Below are 20,194 nucleotides of genomic sequence, written 5' to 3'. Positions count from 1 at the left end.
CCGCCACCCCGAGCACGACCTGAGGAAAGGGTTCACCGCCATGCCAGAGCTCACCAGTCGCAGAGGGCTGCTGTTCGGGACCGCCGCCATAGGTGCCGGCGCCCTCCTCACGGGTTGCACGAGCAACGAGTCCGGCGACGAGCCGGCCGCGAACGACCAGCCGGCCGCCGACGACAAGCCCGGCAAGGAGGTCACGATCGGCTTCGCCGGTCCGCAGGCCGACCACGGCTGGCTCAACGCGATCAACGACAACGCCAAGAGCCGGGCGAAGAAGTACTCCGACGTCACCCTGGAGATCACCGAGGGCTCCAACGACACCGCCGCGCAGATCGGCCAGATCGAGACGCTGATCAACAAGAAGGTCGACGTCCTGGTGGTGCTGCCCGCCGACGGCAAGGCGCTCACGCAGGTCGGTCTGAAGGCGATGCGCGCCAACATCCCGGTCATCAATCTCGACCGGATCTTCAACACCCCGCAGGCGTACCGCTGCTGGATCGGCGGCGACAACTACGGCATGGGCCTCAACGCCGGCCACTACATCGGCGAGAAGCTCAAGGACAAGGCGGACGCCAAGGTCATCGAGCTCGCCGGACTGGACAACCTGGAGCTGACCAAGCAGCGCACCCAGGGCTTCGACGACGCGCTGAAGAACTACCCGAACATCAAGAAGGTGGCCCGCCAGGCCGCCGAGTTCACGGTCGAGTCCGGCCAGGCCAAGATGGCGCAGCTGCTCCAGGCCCAGTCGAAGTTCGACGCCCTGTGGAACCACGACGACGACCAGGGCGTGGGCGCCCTGCGCGCCATCGAGCAGGCCGGGCGCGACGACTTCCTGATGGTCGGAGGCGCGGGCGCGCTGTCCGCCTTCCAGGCCATCAAGCAGGACGACGGCGTCCTGAAGGCCACGGTCCTGTACCCGCCGACCATGGCCGCGTCCGCCATCGACCTGGCCCGCGCGCTGGGCCAGGGCAAGGGCGTCGGCGGCATGGCCGAGTTCGAGATCCCCGCCTCGATCACGCTGTACTCGGCGGTCGTCGACAAGGGGAACGTCGACCAGTACATGTCCACCGGCTTCAAGTGAGGCGCACCCTGCCCGACGTGGCCGAGGGGCCTGTCGGGCAGGGCCGGGAGCGTCCGGCGGAGCGGGCCGGCCCGGGCCGCGGTGCCGGGACGCGGGCCGACCGCCCGGGGCCCGAGGGCGCCGGGGCACGGGGGCGGCGACCGGGTCCGGGGAGCCGGGACGGCCGGGGCCCGGCGGGCCGTTCGGCGCGGAGCGGCGGGCGTCCGCCTGATTCCGATTCCGGCTCTGGCTCCGGCTTCGGCTTCGGCTTCGGCTCTAGCCCTGGCTCCTGTTCCGATTTCGGCTCTGGCCCTGGCTCTGGCTCCGATTCCGGTTCCGGCTCTGGTCCTGGCTCCGTTTCCGGTTCCGACTTCGGTTCCGGTCCTGGCTCCGGTTTTGATTCCGGTTCCGGCTTCGGCTCTGGCTCCGATTCCGGCTCTGGCTCCGGCTTCGATTCCGGCTCCGGTCCTGACTTCGGTTCCGGCTTCGATTCCGGCTCCGGTCCTGACTTCGGTTCCGGCTCCGGTCCTGGCTTCGGTTCCGGTCCTGGCTTCGGTTCCGGTTCCGGCCCTGGCCCCGGCTTCGGTTCCGGCCCCGGCTTCGGTTCCGGCCCCGGCCTCGGTTCCGCCGAGGTCCGGAGGCGGCGGCACGATTCCGCAGGACGCCCCGAAACCCCCCACCGCGGCACGACGACGAGGAGGACCATCGCATGGGACAGCCGCAGCAGCCCGAAGAGGCCGAGGCGGAGGCACGGGCCACGGCCAGCGAGGCGGGAGTGCCGGTCACGGGGACACGCAAGCCACCGCTGCGCGTCGGCATGGTCGGCTACGCCTTCATGGGCGCCGCCCACTCGCAGGGCTGGCGCACCGCGGGCCGTGTCTTCGACCTCCCTCGCACCCCGGTCATGACCGCGATCTGCGGACGGGACGCCACGGCCGTGCACGCGGCCGCGGAACGCCACGGCTGGGCGTCGGCGGAGACCGACTGGCGTGCGCTGATCGCACGCGACGACATCGACCTCGTCGACATCTGCACCCCGGGTGACAGCCACGCCGAGATCGCCCTCGCCGCACTGGCCGCGGGCAAGCACGTCCTGTGCGAGAAGCCCCTCGCGAACACCGTCGAGGAGGCCGAGGCGATGGCCGCGGCTGCCGAAGAGGCGCACGGCCGCGGCCAGTTGGCGATGGTCGGCTTCAACTACCGCCGGGTGCCCGCCACCGCGCTGGCCCGCAGCATGGTCGCCGAGGGCCGCCTCGGCACCCTGCGCCACGTACGGGTGACGTACCTCCAGGACTGGCTGGTGGACCCGGAGTTCCCGCTGACCTGGCGGCTGCGCAAGGAGCTGGCCGGTTCGGGCGCGCTCGGCGACCTGGGCGCGCACATCATCGACCTGGCCCAGTACCTGGTGGGGGAGCAGCTCGGCGGGGTGTCCGCGATGACGGAGACCTTCGTCAAGGAACGGCCGCTGCCCGGCGGACCCACCAGCGGCCTGTCGGCCGTCTCCGCGAACGGGACCGGCCAGGTCACCGTCGACGACGCCGCCGTGTTCACCGGCCGCTTCCCGTCCGGCGCCCTCGCCTCCTTCGAGGCCACCCGCTACGCCACCGGCCGCAAGAACGCGCTGCGCATCGAGCTCAACGGGGAGCTCGGCTCGATCGCGTTCGACCTGGAGCGGCTCAACGAGCTCTCCTACCACGACGGCAGGGAACCGGGCGCGCACGCCGGCTTCCGCCGCATCCTCGTCACCGAACCCGACCACCCCTACCTGGACGCCTGGTGGCCGCCGGGCCACGGCCTCGGCTACGAGCACACCTTCGTCCACCAGGTCCGCGACCTGGTCCACGCCGTCGCCGAGGGCCGCCGGCCGCAGCCGTCCTTCACCGACGGGCTCCAGGTGCAGCGCGTGCTCGCGGCGGTGGAGGAGAGCGCCGAGAAGAACTCCGTCTACACGCCGATCGCCGTCTGAACCACCCCGACAGCGGCCTGAGGAGGCTGACGCGCAATGCCGCGTACGTTCACACTGTTCACCGGCCAGTGGGCCGACCTGCCGCTGGAGGAGGTCTGCCGGCTCGCCCGCGACTTCGGCTACGACGGGCTCGAACTCGCCTGCTGGGGCGACCACTTCGAGGTCGACAAGGCCCTGGCGGACCCGTCGTACATCGACTCCAGGAAGGCCCTGCTCGACAAGTACGGGCTCAAGTGCTGGGCGATCTCCAACCACCTGGTCGGCCAGGCGGTCTGTGACGCCATCATCGACGAGCGCCACCAGGCCATCCTGCCGGGCGAGGTGTGGGGCGACGGGGACCCGGAGGGGGTCCGGCAGCGCGCCGCGGCCCGGATGAAGGACACCGCGCGTGCCGCGGCCGCCTTCGGCGTCGACACCGTGATCGGCTTCACCGGCTCCGCGATCTGGCACCTCGTCGCCATGTTCCCGCCCGCGCCCGAGTCGATGATCGAACGCGGCTACGAGGACTTCGCCGAGCGCTGGACCCCGATCCTGGACGTCTTCGACGCTCAGGGCGTGCGGTTCGCGCACGAGGTCCACCCGAGCGAGATCGCGTACGACTACTGGACGACCCGGCGCGCCCTGGAGGCCGTCGGCCACCGCCCCGCCTTCGGCCTCAACTTCGACCCCTCCCACTTCGTGTGGCAGGACCTCGACCCGGTCGGGTTCCTGTGGGACTTCCGCGACCGCATCTACCACGTCGACTGCAAGGAGGCCCGCAAGCGCCTCGACGGCCGCAACGGCCGCCTCGGCTCACACCTGCCGTGGGGCGACCCGCGCCGCGGCTGGGACTTCGTCTCGGCCGGGCACGGCGACGTCCCCTGGGAGGACGTCTTCCGGATGCTGCGCTCCATCGACTACAAGGGGCCCGTCTCCGTGGAGTGGGAGGACGCCGGCATGGACCGGCTCCAGGGCGCCCCCGAGGCGCTGACGCGGCTGAGGGCCTTCGACTTCGAGCCGCCGAGCGCCTCCTTCGACGCCGCGTTCAACAGCTGAACCACGCACCCGGCGCAGGTCGGGGACGGGGGCCGGAGTCACCGCCGGTCCCCCCTCCGGCCTGCGTGAATCCCGCTTTGTCCTGCGATGGGAAAAAGTTCAACAGATCCTGACGCAAGGGGTGTTCGCCCCGGACGTACGCGGTTACCGTCCCTGAAGTGTTCAGGACGCACGCACAAGCGTTCAGGACACAGGGAAGTGTTCACGGCACAACCACCTCCGGGGTGACGGCGCACCCCGGCGCCCGCACCGCACGTCTTCGCACCCACCCCGTACGGCACACCCCGTTCCCGGAGGGACTTCGTGCACAGAACCAGACCCCGAAGCACCCGCACCCCGAGGCGCCCGAGCCTTCGCACCGCCGTCGCCCTGTTCACCGGCCTGCTCCTCGCGGTGGGCACCCCGGCGACCGTCGCCGGCGCCCACCCCGGCCACCCCGAACACGACGAACCGGCGGCCGCCGAAGGCCAGTTCCAGCAGGTACCGCTCGCCAAGGGCGAACCCGAGATGGGCGAGCCGATGTCGCTCGCCGTGCTGCCGGACCGCAGCGTCCTGCACACCTCGCGCGACGGCACACTGCGCCTCACCGACCAGGGCGGCGTCACCAAGGTCGCCGGCAAGCTCGACGTCTACAGCCACGACGAAGAGGGCCTCCAGGGCGTCGGCATCGACCCGGACTTCAAGAACAACCGGGCGATCTACCTCTACTACGCCCCGCCGCTGGACACCCCCGCGGGCGACGCCCCGGAGACCGGCACCGCCGACGACTTCAAGAAGTTCGACGGCGTCAACCGCCTCTCCCGCTTCGTCCTGAACGCCAACGGCACGCTGAACCTCGCCAGCGAGAAGAAGGTCATCGACGTCGCGGCCTCCCGCGGCACCTGCTGCCACGTCGGCGGCGACATCGACTTCGACGCGGCCGGCAACCTGTACCTGTCGACCGGCGACGACACCAACCCCTTCGCCTCCGACGGCTACACGCCGATCGACGTCCGCGAGGGCCGCAACCCCGCCTTCGACGCGCGCCGCAGCTCCGGCAACACCAACGACCTGCGCGGCAAGATCCTGCGCATCAAGGTCGCCGAGGACGGCTCGTACACCGTCCCGGAGGGCAACCTCTTCGCCCCGGGCACCGAGAAGACGCGTCCCGAGATCTACGCGATGGGCTTCCGCAACCCGTTCCGGATGAGCGTCGACGACAAGACCGGCATCGTGTACGTGGGTGACTACGGCCCCGACGCCGGCGCCGCTTCGCCGGCGCGCGGCCCGGCCGGACAGGTCGAGTTCGCCAAGGTCACCGAGGCCGCGAACTTCGGCTGGCCGTTCTGCACCGGCAACAACGACGCCTACGTCGACTACGACTTCGCCACCGGCACCTCCGGCGCGAAGTTCGACTGCGCCGCGCCGAAGAACACCTCGCCGTACAACACGGGCCTCACCGACCTGCCGCCCGCGCAGGCCGCCTGGATCCCCTACGACGGCGGCTCCGTGCCCGAGTTCGGCACCGGCTCCGAGTCCCCGATGGGCGGCCCGGTCTACCGCTACGACCCCGACCTCGACTCCAGTGTGAAGTTCCCCGAGTCCTACGACGGCGACTTCTTCGCCGGTGAGTTCGGCCGGCGCTGGATCAAGCGGATCGAGCAGAACGACGACGGCTCCGTCGCGAAGATCAACGACTTCCCGTGGACCGGCACCCAGATCATGGACATGGAGTTCGGCCCCGACGGCGCGCTCTACGTCCTCGACTACGGCATCTCCTGGTTCCAGGGCGACGAGCACTCCGCGCTGTACCGGATCGAGAACGCCGAGGACGGCTTCTCCCCGATCGCCGAGGTGAGCGCCGACAAGACGTCCGGCGCGGCCGGCCTGAAGGTCAAGTTCGCGGCCTCCGCCAAGGACGCCGACTCGACCGACCTCACCTACAGCTGGGACTTCGGCGACGGCACCAAGGGCGAGGGCCTCACCCCCACCCACAAGTACAAGAAAATCGGCACCTACAGCGCGACCTTCACCGCCCGGGACCCCGAGGGCAACACCGGCAACGCCAGCGTCCGGATCGTCGTCGGCAACACCGAGCCGAAGGTGCGGATCGACATCCCGGGCAACGGCGCGCTGGCCGAATTCGGCAAGCCCGTCCCGTTCAAGGTGACCGTCACCGACCCCGAGGAGACGATCGACTGCTCCAAGGTCAAGGTCGCCTACAGCCTCGGCCACGACTCCCACGCCCACGAGCTGACCAGCGAGATGGGCTGCGAGGGCACCCTGACGCCGCCCGCCGGTGACGGCGGTCACGACCCCAACGCCAACATCTACGGCGTCGTCGGCGCCGGCTACACCGACGGCGGGGCCAACGGCCAGGAGGCGCTGACTGGCACCGCGCGTGCCGTGCTCCAGCCACTGCACCGCCAGGGTGAGCACTTCACCACCCAGTCGGGTGTGTCGGTGATCGACAAGACCGGTGCCAACGGCGGCAAGACCGTCGGCAACATCGACGACGGCGACTGGATCGCCTTCACGCCCTACCGGTTCGACGGGCAGAAGAAGATGACCGTGCGGGCCTCCTCCGGCGGTGCGGGCGGCTTCATCGAGGTGCGCACCGGCTCGCCCGACGGACGGCTGCACGGCTCGGCGTACATCCCGCCGACCGGTGGCTGGGAGACCTTCCAGGACGTCGACGTGCCATTGCGGGCGCTGCCGAAGAAGACCACGGAGGTCTACCTGGTCTTCAAGGGCGGCGAGGGCGCGCTGTACGACGTGGACGACTTCGAGTTCTCCAAGGCGCCGTTCAAGGGCGGCAAGAAGGTCCTGGTCTTCTCCAGGACCGCCGGCTTCCGGCACGACTCCATCCCGGCCGGCATCACGGCCCTGAAGGAGCTCGGCGGCCCGGCCGGCATCACGGTCGACGCGACCGAGGAGGCCCGCCAGTTCACCACCGCCAACCTCGCCAAGTACGACGCGGTGGCCTTCCTGTCCACCACCGGTGACGTCCTCGACGCCGAGCAGCAGAAGGCGTTCGAGAACTACGTGGCCGGCGGCGGCGGATACATCGGCATCCACGCGGCCGCCGACACCGAGTACGACTGGTCGTTCTACGGCGGCCTCGTCGGCGCCTACTTCGACTCGCACCCGGCGATCCAGAAGGCCACGGTCCGCGTCGAGGACCACGACCACCCGTCCACCGCGCACCTCGGCGACGCCTGGGAGCGCACCGACGAGTGGTACAACTACCGCACCAACCCGCGTGAGCAGGCCAAGGTCCTCGCCACCCTGGACGAGACCACCTACCAGGGCGGGAACATGAAGGGCGACCACCCGATCGCCTGGTGCCAGAGCTACGGCGGCGGCCGGTCCTTCTACACCGGCGGCGGCCACACCAAGGAGTCCTACGCCGACGAGGCCTTCCGGGCCCATCTGCTCGGCGGCCTCCAGTACGCCACCGGCCAGGTGAAGGCGGACTGCAGGCCGAGCAAGGACTACCGGAAGATCTTCAACGGCCAGACCCTGGAGGGCTGGAAGCAGGCCGGTCCCGGCAAGTTCAACGTCAAGGACGGCACCCTGGAGACCGAGGGCGGCATGGGCCTGCTCTGGTACCAGGCCAAGGAGCTGAAGTCGTACTCCCTCAAGCTCGACTGGAAGATGCAGGGCGACGACAACTCCGGGATCTTCGTGGGCTTCCCGGCCTCCGACGACCCGTGGTCCGCGGTGAACAAGGGCTACGAGATCCAGATCGACGCCACGGACGCGCCCGACCGCACCACGGGCTCCGTCTACTCGTTCAAGTCGGCGAACATCAAGGCCCGTGACCAGGTTCTGCGGCCGCCCGGCCAGTGGAACTCCTACGAGATCAAGGTCCGCGGCGAACGCCTCCAGGTGTTCCTCAACGGAGTCAAGATCAACGACTTCACCAACACGGACCCCGAGCGGAGCCTGACCGACGGCTACATCGGCCTGCAGAACCACGGCGCCGACGACCAGGTCTCCTTCCGCAACATCCAGTTGAAGGAACTGCCCGTCCAGGGCGACTGAACGGCGGCGGGCGGGGGACGCCGGACCCCCGCCCGCCGTCTCCACCCCTCCCCTTGAGGCTCGCGCACGACCAGGAGGCTGCCCATGTCCGCGTCCCTCTCCCGACCGCGTGTGGGAGTGTGGCTGATCGGAGCCCGAGGTTCCGTCGCCACCACCGTCGTCACGGGGTGCGCCGCCATCACCGCGGGGCTGCATCCGCCCACCGGCATGGTGACCGAGACCTCGGCGTTCACCGGCAGCGGCCTGCCCGCGCTGTCCGACCTCGTCTTCGGCGGCCACGACACCCTCGACTGCCCCCTGCCCAAGCGCGCCGAGACCCTGACCGCAGGCGGCGTCCTCCCGCCGGGCGTCGCCACCGCCGTCGCCGCGGAACTCGCCGCCGCCGACCACGAGATCAGGCCCGGCGGCCCCACGCCCGGAGACACCCGCAGCGAGGCCGAGCTGATCACGTCCTTCGCCGACGACATACGCGACTTCGCGCAACGCCATGAGCTGGAGCGGACGGTCGTGGTGAACGTCGCCTCGACGGAACCCGCGTCCGCCGGGCCCGGCGCCCCGCTGCCCGCCAGCACCCTGTACGCGCTGGCGGCCCTGCGCGCGGGCTGCCCCTACGTCAACTTCACGCCCTCCGAGGGCATGCACCACCCCGTCGCCGCGCGAGAGGCCGAGCGGAGCGGGCTGCCGTACGCCGGCCGGGACGGCAAGACCGGACAGACACTGCTGCGGGCCGTCCTGGGCCCGATGTTCGCGCAGCGGGCGCTGAACGTGCGGGCCTGGTCCGGCACGAACCTTCTCGGTGGCGGCGACGGCGCGGCCCTCGCCGACCCGGCCGCGGCGGCGGCGAAGAACGCCGGCAAGGAACGCGTCCTCGCCGACACCCTCGGCACCGTCCCCGAGGGCGAGGTCCACATCGACGACGTCCCCGCGCTCGGCGACTGGAAGACCGCCTGGGACCACATCGCCTTCGACGGCTTCCTCGGCACCCGGATGATCCTCCAGACCATCTGGCAGGGCTGCGACTCGGCCCTCGCGGCCCCCCTGGTACTGGACCTGGCCCGCCTCACCTCCCGAGCCCACCAAGCGGGTCTGACCGGCCCTCTCTCCGAACTGGGCTTCTACTTCAAGGATCCGGTGGGGGAGGGCCCGTCGAGCCTGGGGGAGCAGTACGTGGGGTTGGTGGGGTTGGGGGTTCGGCTTCGGACGGCGGGGGGTGCGTCGGGCGTGGCGGGGGCGAGGGCTGGGGGTGAGGATGCCGTCCGGGGCGCTGGTCATCGCGAGTCCACGGAGGCGCCTGCCGTCCGTGACGCCGATCCGCGTGAGCCCGCTGCCGGGGACCGCTCGTGAGCCGTAGCCGCGCCTGGGCCGAACTGCTCCGGCTGCCCGCCCTGTTCACCGTCCCCGGCGACGCCCTCAGCGGTGCCGCCGCCGCAGGGGCCCGGCCCAACTCCCGGACCCTGCTCGCCATCGGTTCCTCCCTCTGTCTCTACGAGGCCGGCATGGCCCTCAACGACTGGGCGGACCGCGCCGAGGACGCCGCCGAGCGCCCCCACCGCCCCCTCCCTTCCGGCCGTGTCCACCCCGCAGCCGCCTTCACCGCGGCCTGTGCCCTGACCGGTGCCGGCGTGACCCTCGCCGCTCGCGCCGGCCGCCCCGCTCTCACGATCGCCGTGCCCCTCGCGGCCACCGTCTGGGCCTACGACCTCGCCCTCAAGCACACCCCGTGCGGCCCCGCAGCCATGGCCACGGCACGTGCCCTGGACCTCCTCCTCGGCGCCGCGGCCACCACGGGCCGCACCCGCGCGGCACTCCCGTCAGCGGCCCTGCTCGGCACCCACACCCTCGCGGTCACCATGGTGTCCCGCCAGGAGACGAAGGGCGGCTCACCCCTGGCACCGCTCGCGGCCCTGACGGCGACGGCCCTGCTGAGCCGCCTGCTGGCCCACCGCCCGGCCGGCTTCCCGCCGGACAACCCCTCGGGCACGGGGCTGGACGGCGCCCCTGGGGAGACGACCGCCCCCAGCCGGCAGGTCACCTCGGGCCTCCTTCCTGCCACCGCCGAGTCCGCCGCCGGCCGCGGACGACCCGGGCCCGACCACGCCCGGCGGACCACCCCGAGCCGGTCCGCCGACTCCGCCCGGTCGTCCGCCCGAGCCCTGACCACGGCCCTCACCGCCGCCTACGCCGCGACCGCCGCCCGCCCCTACTTCCACGCCACCCTCAACCCCTCACCTCCGCTCACCCAACGAGCCGTCGGGGGCGGCATCCGGGCCACGATCCCGCTCCAGGCCGCACTGTCCGCCCGCTCCGGAGCCGGCCTCACCGCCCTGCTCATCGCGGGACTCGCCCCGCTCGGCCGACGGTTCGGAAGGAAGGTGAGCGTCACATGAGCCGGACGACGAGCGTGCCGGGTGCCTCTGCCGAGGCGGATGCGCGAGCCGACGGCGACTATCAGGGCACCGGCACCGGCACCGGCACGGGCACTGACATGGGCACGGGTGCTGACATGGGCACGGGTGCTGGCACGGACAAGGGCGCTGTCACCAGCGCCGAAACCGCCCCCGCCCTCGCCCCCGCCCCCGTCGCCCAGGCACCGGCCGTGACCCCCCTCCGCTTCGGCTACGGCACCAACGGCCTTGCCGACCTCCGCCTCGACGACGCCCTCGCCCTGCTCGCCGACCTCGGCTACGACGGCGTCGGCCTGACCCTCGACCACATGCATCTGGACCCGCTCGCCCCGGACCTGGCCGCCCGCACCCACCGCCTCGCACAGCGGCTGGACGCGCTCGGTCTGGAGGTCACGGTGGAGACGGGCGCCCGCTATGTGCTCGACCCGCGCCGCAAGCACGGCCCCTCCCTGCTGGACCCCGACCCGGACGACCGAGCCCGCCGCGTCGACCTGCTGATCCGTGCCGTCCGGGTTGCCGCCGACCTCGGCGCCCACGCCGTGCACTGCTTCAGTGGCATCACCCCGCCGGGAACGGACCCGAACACCGCCTGGCAGCACCTGACCGACGCACTCACCCCGGTCCTGGAGGCCGCCACCACCGCCGGCGTCCCCCTCGCCGTCGAACCCGAGCCCGGTCACCTCCTCGGGAGCCTCGCCGACTTCGACCGGCTCCGCCGCACACTCGGCGACCCGGAACACCTCGGGCTCACCCTCGACATCGGCCACTGCCAGTGCCTCGAACCCCTCTCCCCGGCCGACTGCATACGAGCCGCCGCCCCTTATCTGCGCCACGTCCAGATCGAGGACATGCGCCGCGGCATCCATGAACACCTCCCTTTCGGGGACGGCGAGATCGACTTCCCACCCGTCCTCGCCGCCCTCGCCGCCACCGGCTACCAGGGCCTCACCGTCGTCGAACTGCCCCGCCACTCCCACGCGGGCCCCCACTTCGCCGAGCACTCCCTCCCGTTCCTCCGCAGCGCCGAGGCCGCGGCCACCAGCACACCCGTACTCGTCCCATCTCATGGCGATCCCTCCGCCACCCCCGAAGGGAGCACCGCATGACCCACCCCCGCACCAGCCCGGCCACCCCGGACGCGGACACCGAGGGCCGGCCGCCCGCCGAGAGACAGGCGGACGGCGAAGGTCCCTCGGACACCGGGCGGCGCCACACGGAAGCCGAGCCGCAGGCAGCCCCCGAGGACGACAAACCCCTCGCCCTCACCCCGCCCACCGAACTACGCGCCCACCTCGCCGCCCGCCTCCACGCCGCCGCCCGCAGCTGGCTCCACCGAGCCATCGAAGAGGCCGCCGCCAACCCCGGCACCCACGGCCCCATCTCCGTGTGGGAGCTGCGCATCGCCGAGGCCGGCCGGCGCTGCGGCCCGGACCACGCCGACGCCGCCCGCGTCCTCATCCTGCACGCGGCCCGCGCCGACACCGACGCCCTCAGCCGGGTCTACTTCCAGGGCACCGGAGCCGAACGCCGCGCCGTCCTGCAAGCATTGCCCCACCTCGTCTCCGGCCCGCAGGCCCTCCCGCTCGTCGAGGACGCCCTGCGCACCAACGACACCCGGCTCCTCGCCGCCGCCGTCGGCCCGTACGCCGCCCGGCACCTGGACTCCCACCAATGGCGGCACGCCGTCCTGAAGTGCCTGTTCACCGGCGTCCACGTCGAGACCGTGGCCGACCTGGACCGCCGCGCGCACCGCGACGCCGAACTCGCCCGCATGCTCGGCGACTACGCCGCCGAACGCACCGCCGCGGGCCGCTCCGTGCCCGAAGACCTGTACCGCGTCCTGACCTTGACCGACCCCACGGCCACCCCACCCGCGCCCGCCGCCCAGCGCGGCAGCCGCGGCACCGACGGCAAGGAGTCCTGATGCGCCTCTTCGACCCCCACATCCACATGACGTCGCGCACGACCGACGACTACGAGGCGATGCACGCCGCCGGCGTCCGTGCCGTCGTCGAGCCCTCCTTCTGGCTCGGCCAGCCCCGCACCTCTCCCGCCTCCTTCCTCGACTACTTCGACTCCCTCCTCGGCTGGGAGCCCTTCCGCGCCGCACAGCACGGCATCGCCCACCACTGCACGCTCGCCCTCAACCCCAAGGAGGCGAACGACCCGCGCTGCGTCCCCGTCCTCGACGAACTGCCCCGCTATCTCGTCAAGGACCAGGTCGTCGCCGTCGGTGAGATCGGCTACGACTCGATGACCCCCGCCGAGGACACCGCCCTCGCCACCCAGCTCCAGCTCGCCGCCGCCCACGAACTGCCGGCGCTCGTCCACACCCCGCACCGCGACAAGCTGGCGGGCCTGCGCCGCACCCTCGACGTCGTCCGGGAGTCCGCCCTGCCCGCGGACCACGTCCTGGTCGACCACCTCAACGAGACCACCGTCAAGGAAGCCAAGGACAGCGGGTGCTGGCTCGGCTTCTCCGTCTATCCCGACACCAAGATGGACGAGGAACGGATGGTCGCGATCCTGCGCGAGTACGGGCCCGAGCAGGTGCTGGTGAACTCCGCCGCCGACTGGGGCAGGAGCGACCCCCTGAAGACCCGCAAGGTCGCCGACCTGATGCTCGCGGAAGGCTTCGACGAGGACGACGTCGACCGGGTTCTGTGGCGCAACCCCGTCGCCTTCTACGGACTCAGCGGCCGCCTTGCCCTCGACGTCGCCGCCCCGGACGCGACCCACGAGGGCAACTCCATCCTCCGTGGCGCCCCGAAGGACCTCGACAAAGGGCCGGGCAGAGCGCCGGGACAGGGGGACGATCCCGCGGCGCCGGCCCCGGGAGCGTGAGCCGTGCGTTTCCGCCACCCCGACGGCTCCACCGTCCACCTCGCCTACTGCACCAACGTGCACCCGGCCGAGACCCTCGACGGCGTCCTCGCCCAACTCCGTGACCACTGCGAGCCCGTCCGCCGGCGGCTCGGCCGTGACCGCCTCGGCATCGGCCTGTGGCTCGCCAAGGACGCCGCTCACGCCCTCGTCACCGACCCGTCCGCCCTGCGCGGCCTGCGCACCGAACTCGACCGGCGCGGTCTCGAGGTCGTCACCCTCAACGGCTTCCCGTACGAAGGATTCGGCGCCGAAGAGGTCAAGTACCGCGTCTACAAGCCGGACTGGGCCGACCCCGAACGCCTCGAACACACCACCGCCCTGGCCCGGGTCCTCGCCGGTCTCCTCCCGGACGACGTCACCGAGGGCAGCATCTCCACCCTGCCCCTCGCCTGGCGCACCGCCTACGACGACCACCGCGCCGGCACGGCCCGCGTCGCCCTGCGCACCCTCGCCGAACGCCTCGACGCCCTCGCGGAGCTGACCGGCCGCGACATCCGCGTCGGCCTCGAACCCGAGCCCGGCTGCATCGTCGAGACCACCGGCGACGCCCTCGCCCCGATCGCCGCGATCGGACACGACCGCATCGGTATCTGTGTCGACACCTGTCACCTCGCCACCTCCTTCGAAGATCCGCTGCCTGCCCTGGACGCGCTCACCGAAGCCGGCGTCCCCGTCGTCAAGTCCCAGCTGTCGGCCGCACTGCACGCCGAGCACCCGCACCTCCCCGAGGTCCGCGAGGCCCTCGCCGCCTTCGACGAACCCCGCTTCCTGCACCAGACCCGCACCGCCACCGCCGCCGGCCTGCGCGGCACCGACGACCTCGGCCAGGCCCTCGACGGCGAGACACTCCCCGACGCCTCCCCATGGCGCGCCCACTTCCACGTCCCGCTCCACGCGGCCCCCGCCGCGCCCCTCACCTCCACGCTCGACGTCCTCAAGGGCGCCCTGGCCCGGCTGGTCGGCGGCCCGCACCCGCTCACCCGGCACCTGGAGGTCGAGACCTACACCTGGCAGGCCCTCCCGGCCGAGCTGCGCCCCCGCGCCCGAAGCCAGCTGGCCGAGGGCATCGCTGCCGAACTCACCCTCGCCCGCGACCTGCTGACCGACCTCGGCCTCAAGGAGCTGCCATGATCGAGCCACCGGAACCGGCAGCCCCGGCGACCCGCGGCGCAACCGGCACGGGCGCCACCGTCACCGGCCGACCCACCCCCCTCCTTGTCCTGGACGTCGTCGGCCTCACCCCCCGTCTCCTCGACCACATGCCCCGCCTCAAGACGCTCGCCGAGTCCGGCTCACAGGCGTCCCTCGGCACCGTCCTGCCCGCCGTCACCTGCGCCGCCCAGTCCACGTTCCTCACCGGCACCCATCCGTCGGAGCACGGCATCGTCGGCAACGGCTGGTACTTCCGCGACCTCGGCGACGTACTCCTGTGGCGCCAGCACAACGGCCTGGTCACCGGCGACAAGCTCTGGGACGCCGCCCGGCGTGCCCACCCCGGCTACAGCGTCGCCAACATCTGCTGGTGGTACGCCATGGGCGCCGACACCGACATCACTGTCACCCCCCGTCCGATCTACTACTCCGACGGCCGCAAGGAACCCGACTGCTACACCCGGCCACCCGCCCTGCACGACGAACTCACCGAGAAGCTGGGCACCTTCCCGCTCTTCCACTTCTGGGGCCCCGGCGCGGACCTCGCCTCCAGCCGCTGGATCATCGACGCCACCCGCCACATCATCCGCACCCGGCACCCCGACCTGACACTCTGTTACCTCCCGCATCTCGACTACGACTTGCAGCGCTTCGGCCCCGACGACCCGCGCTCGCTCAAGGCCGCCGCCGACCTCGACGCGGCCATGGCCCCGCTCCTGGACGACGCGCGGGCAGAGGGCCGTACCGTGGTGGCGCTGTCCGAGTACGGCATCACCCGCGCGGACCGGCCGGTCGACATCAACCGGGCCCTGCGGCGCGCCGGACTGCTGGAAGTGCACACGCAGGACGGCATGGAGTACCTCGACCCGATGGCGTCACGCGCCTTCGCCGTCGCCGACCACCAGATCGCCCACGTCTACGTGCGCCGGCCGGAAGACCTCGACGCGACCAGGGAAGCGCTCGACGGACTGCCCGGTATCGAGCAACTCCTCGACGACGAGGGCAAGAAGACCCACCATCTCGACCATCCGCGCTCCGGCGAACTGATCGCCGTGGCGGAGCCGGACGCCTGGTTCACGTACTACTACTGGCTCGACGACGCACGCGCTCCCGACTTCGCGCGACTGGTCGAGATCCACCGCAAACCCGGCTACGACCCGGTCGAACTCTTCATGGATCCCCTCGACCCCTACGTCAAGGTCAAGGCCGCGACCGCGCTCGCCCGCAAGAAACTCGGCATGCGCTACCGCATGGCGGTCGTGCCCCTGGATCCGTCACCTATTCGCGGCAGCCACGGCCGCCTTCCCACGAGCGACGACGACGGTCCGCTCCTCATCTGCTCCACCCCCCGCGCTGTCGGCGACCGTGTCGCGGCCACCGACGTGAAGTCACTCCTGCTCCAACTCGCCGGTCTCACCGGCCCGTCACTTCCGACTGATCACCAGTGAAGCACTCACCACTGACAACGGCCTTCGATCACAAGGAGTTCCAGGCATGAGCCGCTTTTCCCAGACGGACCCCGAACTCACCCACCGACTCAGCAGACGAGGCATGCTCGGCGTGGCGGCGGGCGCCACGGCCGCCGCTCTGGTGGGTGCGGCCACCACCCCCGCCACCGCCGCGGCCTCCCACGGCGGCGGCCGCGGCCGTCCCGTCCTGCCGCCCGGGCGCCTCGGCATCCAGCTCTACAGTCTGCGGGACAAGGTCTCCACCCTCGGCTTCGCGCCCGTCTTCGCCGAACTGGAGAAGTACGGCTACGACGAGGTGGAGTTCGCCGGATACACCCAGGGCTCGGCCGGCCCGATCACCCTCGCCCAGCTCAAGCGGCTGGCCAGGAACCACGGCCTGAACCCGATCGGCAGCCACGTCGGCTACTACTCCGCCGACCCGAACGCGTACACCTTCGCCCAGAACCTCACCAAGGTCCTGGACGACGCCCAGGCCCTCGGCCTGAAGCACATAGGCACCGCGTCCGGGCCGTTCCGCTACGGCTCCACCGTCGACGCCTGGAAGCGCGCCGCCGAGGAGTTCAACACCTACGGTGCGGCGGCCAGGGCGCGCGGCATGAAGTTCTACCAGCACAACCACTCCGAGGAGTTCTCCTTCGCCACCGACAACCCCAAGGTCCGTCTCTACGATGTGCTGCTCGCCGAGACCGACCCCGACCTCGTCTTCCTGGAGATGGACATCTACTGGGCCTACTCGGGCCAGTTCCGCTTCTCCAGGCGCCCCGACGGCTCACCCGCCCCCTTCGAGCCGCTGAACTACGTCCTGAGGCATCCACACCGCTACCCGCTCTTCCACGTGAAGGACGGGGTGAGCGACCCGTCCGACACGTACGGCTACCGCATGGTCGACGTCGGCGACGGCGACATCGACTACAAGAAGTTCATCTCCGCCGTGACCCGGCTGCGCGGCCGGCACACCGACCACCACTGGCAGGCGGAGCACGACAACCCGACCGAGTCCTTCACGTTCGCCCGCCGCTCCAGCGAGCACCTGCACTCGCTGCGGGAGAAGTGCTGACGGCCGTACCACGATGAGGAGGCCCTCCCCGGAGTCGGGGAGGGCCTCCTCATGTGAACGACTCGTCAGCGTGCGGGACTCGGCACCACCGTGCGCCCCGGCTGGCGCAGCAGCAGTGCGATGGCCGCCGCCACGATCGACACGCCGCCGGCCAGCGCGTAGGCGCCGTCGTAGCCCCAGGCCGCGACGACCATGGCGCCCAGACCGCCGCCGAACAGGCCGCTGATCAGCTTGCCGCTGTAGACGAGACCGTAGTTGGTCGCGTTGAAGTTCTCCCCGAAGTAGTCCGGGGTGAGCGCCGCGAACAAGGGGTAGAAGGCGCCGCCGCCGAATCCGGAGAGGAACGCGAAGAACAGGAACAGCCACTCGCTCCTGAGGTCTCCGGCCCAGATCACGCCGAACTGGGCGAGACCCAGCACGACGATCACGAACACCAGGGTCGGCTTACGGCCCCACCGGTCCGACAGCCAGCCCACGACACCGCGGCCGATGCCGTTGATGACCGCCATCACGCCCATCGACGACGCCGCGACCAGCGGGCCGAAGCCCACCTCCTTGGCGTAGTCGACCTGGAAGGAGATACCGAAGATCGACACCCCGGCGGTCAGCACCACGGACAGCCACATCAGTGGCAGCATGCCCGTTTTGATGGCCTCCCGCGGCGTGTACTGCCTCACCGCCGGAGGGTTCTTGGCCAGGCTCGTCGCGCTCTTCTCGCTGCCCGCGTACGACAGGGGATCGATGTCCGCGGGCCACCAGTTCTTCGGCGGGTCCTTGAAGAAGAACGCGCATCCGAACACGACGATCATGATGTAGCAGCCGACGAGGTCCAGCACCCGGTGGTAGTTCGCGGTGTCGAACCCGTAGTTGAAGATGAAGATGAACGGCAGCGATCCGTACGCGAACCCGCCGTTGACGAACCCGGTCCGGGCGCCGCGCCGCTCGGGGAACCACTTGCCGACCATGTTGATGCAGGTCGCGTAGACCAGGCCCGCGCCGATGCCGCCGATGACGCCGAAGCCGAGGATCGCCAGCCAGACGTTGTCCATGTGCGACAGGGCGAGGAATCCCAGCAGACACATGCCGGAGCCGATGTACATGGCGGAGCGGGCCGTCAGGATGCCCTTCTCGCGGAGCCAGCCCGCGGGGAAGGCGATGCCGGCCTGGAAGAACACCCACACGCTCAGGATCCAGAAGGTGTTGCTCTGCGTCCAGCCGTGCGCGTGGGACAGGGTGTCCTCCGCGGAGCCGTACGCGTATTCGAAGACGCTGATGGCCATCATGGCGATCCACGGGAGATACACCATGATCTTGCGGGAGTGGCCGAGGATGTCGCGGTCGGTCTCGCCGACGCGGTAGACGCGACCTCGTGAGTCGGTCACCTCGCGGTAGGGACGGTGTGCGGCGTCGGATGGTGCGGACGAGCCGTTTGCTGCGTACGGATCTGCCGTCATGTCAGGCCATGTCCTCGCCGAGAGGTTGGGGATTGGGTGCGATACCGCGCGTGTTCTTGTCGCGTCCCGGGGGAGTGAGGAACAGGGCCATGCAGCCGGCGAACAGCGAGATGGAGCCGGCCAGGATGAAGGCGCCGGAGTGCCCCCAGGCGCTGACGACCACGGCGCCCATGCCCGCGCCGAGACCGGAGACCAGCTTGGCGCTGTAGACCATGCCGTAGTTGGACGCGTTGTTGTTCTCACCGAAGTAGTCGGCGGTGAGAGCCGCGAACATCGGGAAGATGGCGCCGCCGCCGAAGCCGGAGATCGCCGAGAAGATCAGGAAGAACGTCAGGTGCTTGCTCTCGGCCGACCAGAGGATGCCGTACTGGGCGAGGCCCAGGATGACGCAGACGGCGAGCAGGCACCGCTTGCGGCCGTACAGGTCGGACAGCCAGCCGATCACGCCGCGGCCGGTGCCGTTGACGACGGCCTTCAGCGACATGGCCGTGGCGACGATGCCGCCCGCGAAGCCGGCCTCCTCGCCGATGTCCACCTGGAACGCGATGCCGAAGATGTTCACGCCGGACGTGCACGCCAGGCAGAACCACATCAGCGCGACCCGGCCGGTCTTCCAGGCCTCCATCGGGGTGTACTGGCGCACCGCGGGCGGGTTCATCCGCAGCGAGCGGGCCGCGCGCGGGTCCTTCGGAGGGTTGAGCGGGTCGACGTCCGCAGGCCACCAGTTCTTCGGCGGGTCCTTGAAGAAGAAGCCGGCCGCCCCCACCATCAGGGCGAGGAGGACACCGACCGAGACCAGCACCCAGCGGAAGTTGGTCAGGTCCATGTAGCCGGTGAAGAGGAAGACGAAGGGCACCGAACCGTAGGCGAAACCGCCGTTGACGAAGCCGGTCTTGCCGCCCTTGCGCTCCGGATACCACTTGCCGACCATGTTGACGCAGGTGGCGTAGACCATGCCGGCGCCCATGCCGCTGAACATGCTGAAGCCGATGTAGGCGACCACGACATGTGGTGCGTAGGCCAGCGAGAGGTAGCCCAGGAAGGTGCCCGCTGCACCGAGCATCATCGCGAAACGGGCCGGCAGCTTGCCGGACTCGCGCAGCTTGCCCGCGGGGAAGGCCACCGCGGCCTGGAAGAACACCCAGACCGTCATCATCCAGAAGATGTGCGCACTGGCCCAGTGGTGCGCGGTGTGGAGCGTGTCCTCGGCGGACGCGAACGCGTATTCGGCGGAGGAGATGCCCATCATGCCGACCCAGGGCAGGATCACCATCCACTTGCGCTTGCGTCCCATGATGTCGACGTCTGTCTCGCCGACGCGGTAGACGCGTCCGTTCTTGTCGGTCACCTCCCGATAGGCGGCGACTCGCGTAACGTCAGTAGTGGTCACGTTCATTGCACCCCTTGCGTCGAAAGTTCTGGCCAGCGCCCCCTGTCCAATGCCTTTCGTGCGCGCGCGGGTCCCGGGGGGGGGGGGGGGGGGGGGGGGGGGGGGGGGGGGGGGGGGGGGGGGGGGGGGGAGGGGGGGGGGGGAGAGGGGGGGGGGGGGGGGGGGGGGGGGGGGGGGGGGGGGGGGGGGGGGGGGGGGGGGAGGGGGGGGGGGGGGGGTGTGTTTTCCCCCTTCAGGGAAAGCAAGAGGGATGACGGCGTCCGAAAGGCCACGGTCCTGTACCCGCCGACCATGGCC

At 71.0% G+C, this 20,194-nt stretch carries 14 protein-coding genes; 12 read left to right on the top strand and 2 right to left on the bottom strand.

Annotation, left to right across the window (positions count from 1 at the left end):
- Positions 1 to 40: 40 nt before the first annotated feature.
- The 12 genes from AC3ETA_RS08020 to AC3ETA_RS07965 all read left to right on the top strand — a co-directional run bounded on the left by AC3ETA_RS08020 (position 41) and on the right by AC3ETA_RS07965 (position 17,053).
- Entirely contained in the window at positions 41 to 1,078 is a 1,038-nt protein-coding gene (locus AC3ETA_RS08020) for a substrate-binding domain-containing protein (RefSeq protein WP_432192104.1), read from the top strand.
- 688 nt (positions 1,079 to 1,766) lie between these two features.
- Positions 1,767 to 3,023, top strand: a complete 1,257-nt coding sequence (locus AC3ETA_RS08015) for a Gfo/Idh/MocA family protein (RefSeq protein ID WP_432192103.1) — start codon at positions 1,767 to 1,769, stop codon at positions 3,021 to 3,023.
- A gap of 36 nt (positions 3,024 to 3,059) precedes the next feature.
- Entirely contained in the window at positions 3,060 to 4,058 is a 999-nt protein-coding gene (locus tag AC3ETA_RS08010; protein ID WP_432192102.1) for a sugar phosphate isomerase/epimerase family protein, read from the top strand.
- 303 nt (positions 4,059 to 4,361) lie between these two features.
- On the top strand, positions 4,362 to 8,084 hold the full coding sequence (locus AC3ETA_RS08005) for a ThuA domain-containing protein (RefSeq protein WP_432192101.1): 3,723 nt from the start codon (positions 4,362 to 4,364) through the stop codon (positions 8,082 to 8,084).
- A gap of 84 nt (positions 8,085 to 8,168) precedes the next feature.
- Entirely contained in the window at positions 8,169 to 9,428 is a 1,260-nt protein-coding gene (locus AC3ETA_RS08000; RefSeq protein ID WP_432192100.1) for an inositol-3-phosphate synthase, read from the top strand.
- A complete protein-coding gene (locus AC3ETA_RS07995; RefSeq protein WP_432192099.1) occupies positions 9,425 to 10,471 on the top strand; it encodes an SCO3242 family prenyltransferase in 1,047 nt (348 codons plus the stop codon). Before AC3ETA_RS08000 ends, AC3ETA_RS07995 begins: the two co-directional genes overlap by 4 nt.
- A 116-nt stretch (positions 10,472 to 10,587) precedes the next feature.
- Positions 10,588 to 11,595, top strand: a complete 1,008-nt coding sequence (locus AC3ETA_RS07990; protein WP_432192326.1) for a sugar phosphate isomerase/epimerase family protein — start codon at positions 10,588 to 10,590, stop codon at positions 11,593 to 11,595.
- Positions 11,592 to 12,413 (top strand): EboA domain-containing protein, encoded by an 822-nt coding sequence (locus AC3ETA_RS07985; RefSeq protein ID WP_432192098.1) that lies wholly within the window; start codon positions 11,592 to 11,594, stop codon positions 12,411 to 12,413. The genes AC3ETA_RS07990 and AC3ETA_RS07985 overlap by 4 nt, the downstream gene beginning before the upstream one ends.
- Entirely contained in the window at positions 12,413 to 13,333 is a 921-nt protein-coding gene (locus AC3ETA_RS07980) for a TatD family hydrolase (protein ID WP_432192097.1), read from the top strand. Before AC3ETA_RS07985 ends, AC3ETA_RS07980 begins: the two co-directional genes overlap by 1 nt.
- Positions 13,334 to 13,336: 3 nt before the next feature.
- Positions 13,337 to 14,506: a metabolite traffic protein EboE gene (gene eboE, locus AC3ETA_RS07975; protein WP_432192096.1), complete on the top strand. Its 1,170-nt coding sequence runs from the start codon at positions 13,337 to 13,339 to the stop codon at positions 14,504 to 14,506.
- Positions 14,503 to 15,975, top strand: coding sequence for an alkaline phosphatase family protein (locus tag AC3ETA_RS07970; protein WP_432192095.1), 1,473 nt, complete (start codon positions 14,503 to 14,505; stop codon positions 15,973 to 15,975). Before eboE ends, AC3ETA_RS07970 begins: the two co-directional genes overlap by 4 nt.
- Positions 15,976 to 16,021: 46 nt before the next feature.
- On the top strand, positions 16,022 to 17,053 hold the full coding sequence (locus AC3ETA_RS07965; protein ID WP_432192094.1) for a sugar phosphate isomerase/epimerase family protein: 1,032 nt from the start codon (positions 16,022 to 16,024) through the stop codon (positions 17,051 to 17,053).
- Positions 17,054 to 17,118: 65 nt separating this feature from the next.
- Here AC3ETA_RS07965 and AC3ETA_RS07960 read toward each other — a convergent pair whose 3' ends face one another.
- Both AC3ETA_RS07960 and AC3ETA_RS07955 read right to left on the bottom strand, forming a co-directional pair.
- Positions 17,119 to 18,507, bottom strand: a complete 1,389-nt coding sequence (locus AC3ETA_RS07960) for an OFA family MFS transporter (protein ID WP_432192093.1) — start codon at positions 18,505 to 18,507, stop codon at positions 17,119 to 17,121.
- 1 nt (position 18,508) lies between these two features.
- Positions 18,509 to 19,897: an OFA family MFS transporter gene (locus AC3ETA_RS07955; RefSeq protein WP_432192092.1), complete on the bottom strand. Its 1,389-nt coding sequence runs from the start codon at positions 19,895 to 19,897 to the stop codon at positions 18,509 to 18,511.
- Between the last annotated feature and the right edge of the window lie 297 nt (positions 19,898 to 20,194).

The organism is Streptomyces sp. bgisy027 (genome assembly GCF_057710365.1).
Note: the sequence above shows the minus strand (reverse complement) of the source record. Positions and strands in the feature narration are given on the sequence as shown.

Bases quoted from the DNA above. Each gene is read 5' to 3' on its own strand.
- AC3ETA_RS08020 (WP_432192104.1), top strand. From the start codon at position 41: ATGCCAGAGCTCACCAGTCGCAGAGGGCTGCTGTTCGGGACCGCCGCC.
- AC3ETA_RS08015 (WP_432192103.1), top strand. From the start codon at position 1,767: ATGGGACAGCCGCAGCAGCCCGAAGAGGCCGAGGCGGAGGCACGGGCC.
- AC3ETA_RS08010 (WP_432192102.1), top strand. From the start codon at position 3,060: ATGCCGCGTACGTTCACACTGTTCACCGGCCAGTGGGCCGACCTGCCG.
- AC3ETA_RS08000 (WP_432192100.1), top strand. From the start codon at position 8,169: ATGTCCGCGTCCCTCTCCCGACCGCGTGTGGGAGTGTGGCTGATCGGA.
- AC3ETA_RS07990 (WP_432192326.1), top strand. From the start codon at position 10,588: ATGGGCACGGGTGCTGGCACGGACAAGGGCGCTGTCACCAGCGCCGAA.
- AC3ETA_RS07985 (WP_432192098.1), top strand. From the start codon at position 11,592: ATGACCCACCCCCGCACCAGCCCGGCCACCCCGGACGCGGACACCGAG.
- AC3ETA_RS07980 (WP_432192097.1), top strand. From the start codon at position 12,413: ATGCGCCTCTTCGACCCCCACATCCACATGACGTCGCGCACGACCGAC.
- AC3ETA_RS07970 (WP_432192095.1), top strand. From the start codon at position 14,503: ATGATCGAGCCACCGGAACCGGCAGCCCCGGCGACCCGCGGCGCAACC.
- AC3ETA_RS07965 (WP_432192094.1), top strand. From the start codon at position 16,022: ATGAGCCGCTTTTCCCAGACGGACCCCGAACTCACCCACCGACTCAGC.
- AC3ETA_RS07960 (WP_432192093.1), bottom strand. From the start codon at position 18,507: ATGACGGCAGATCCGTACGCAGCAAACGGCTCGTCCGCACCATCCGAC.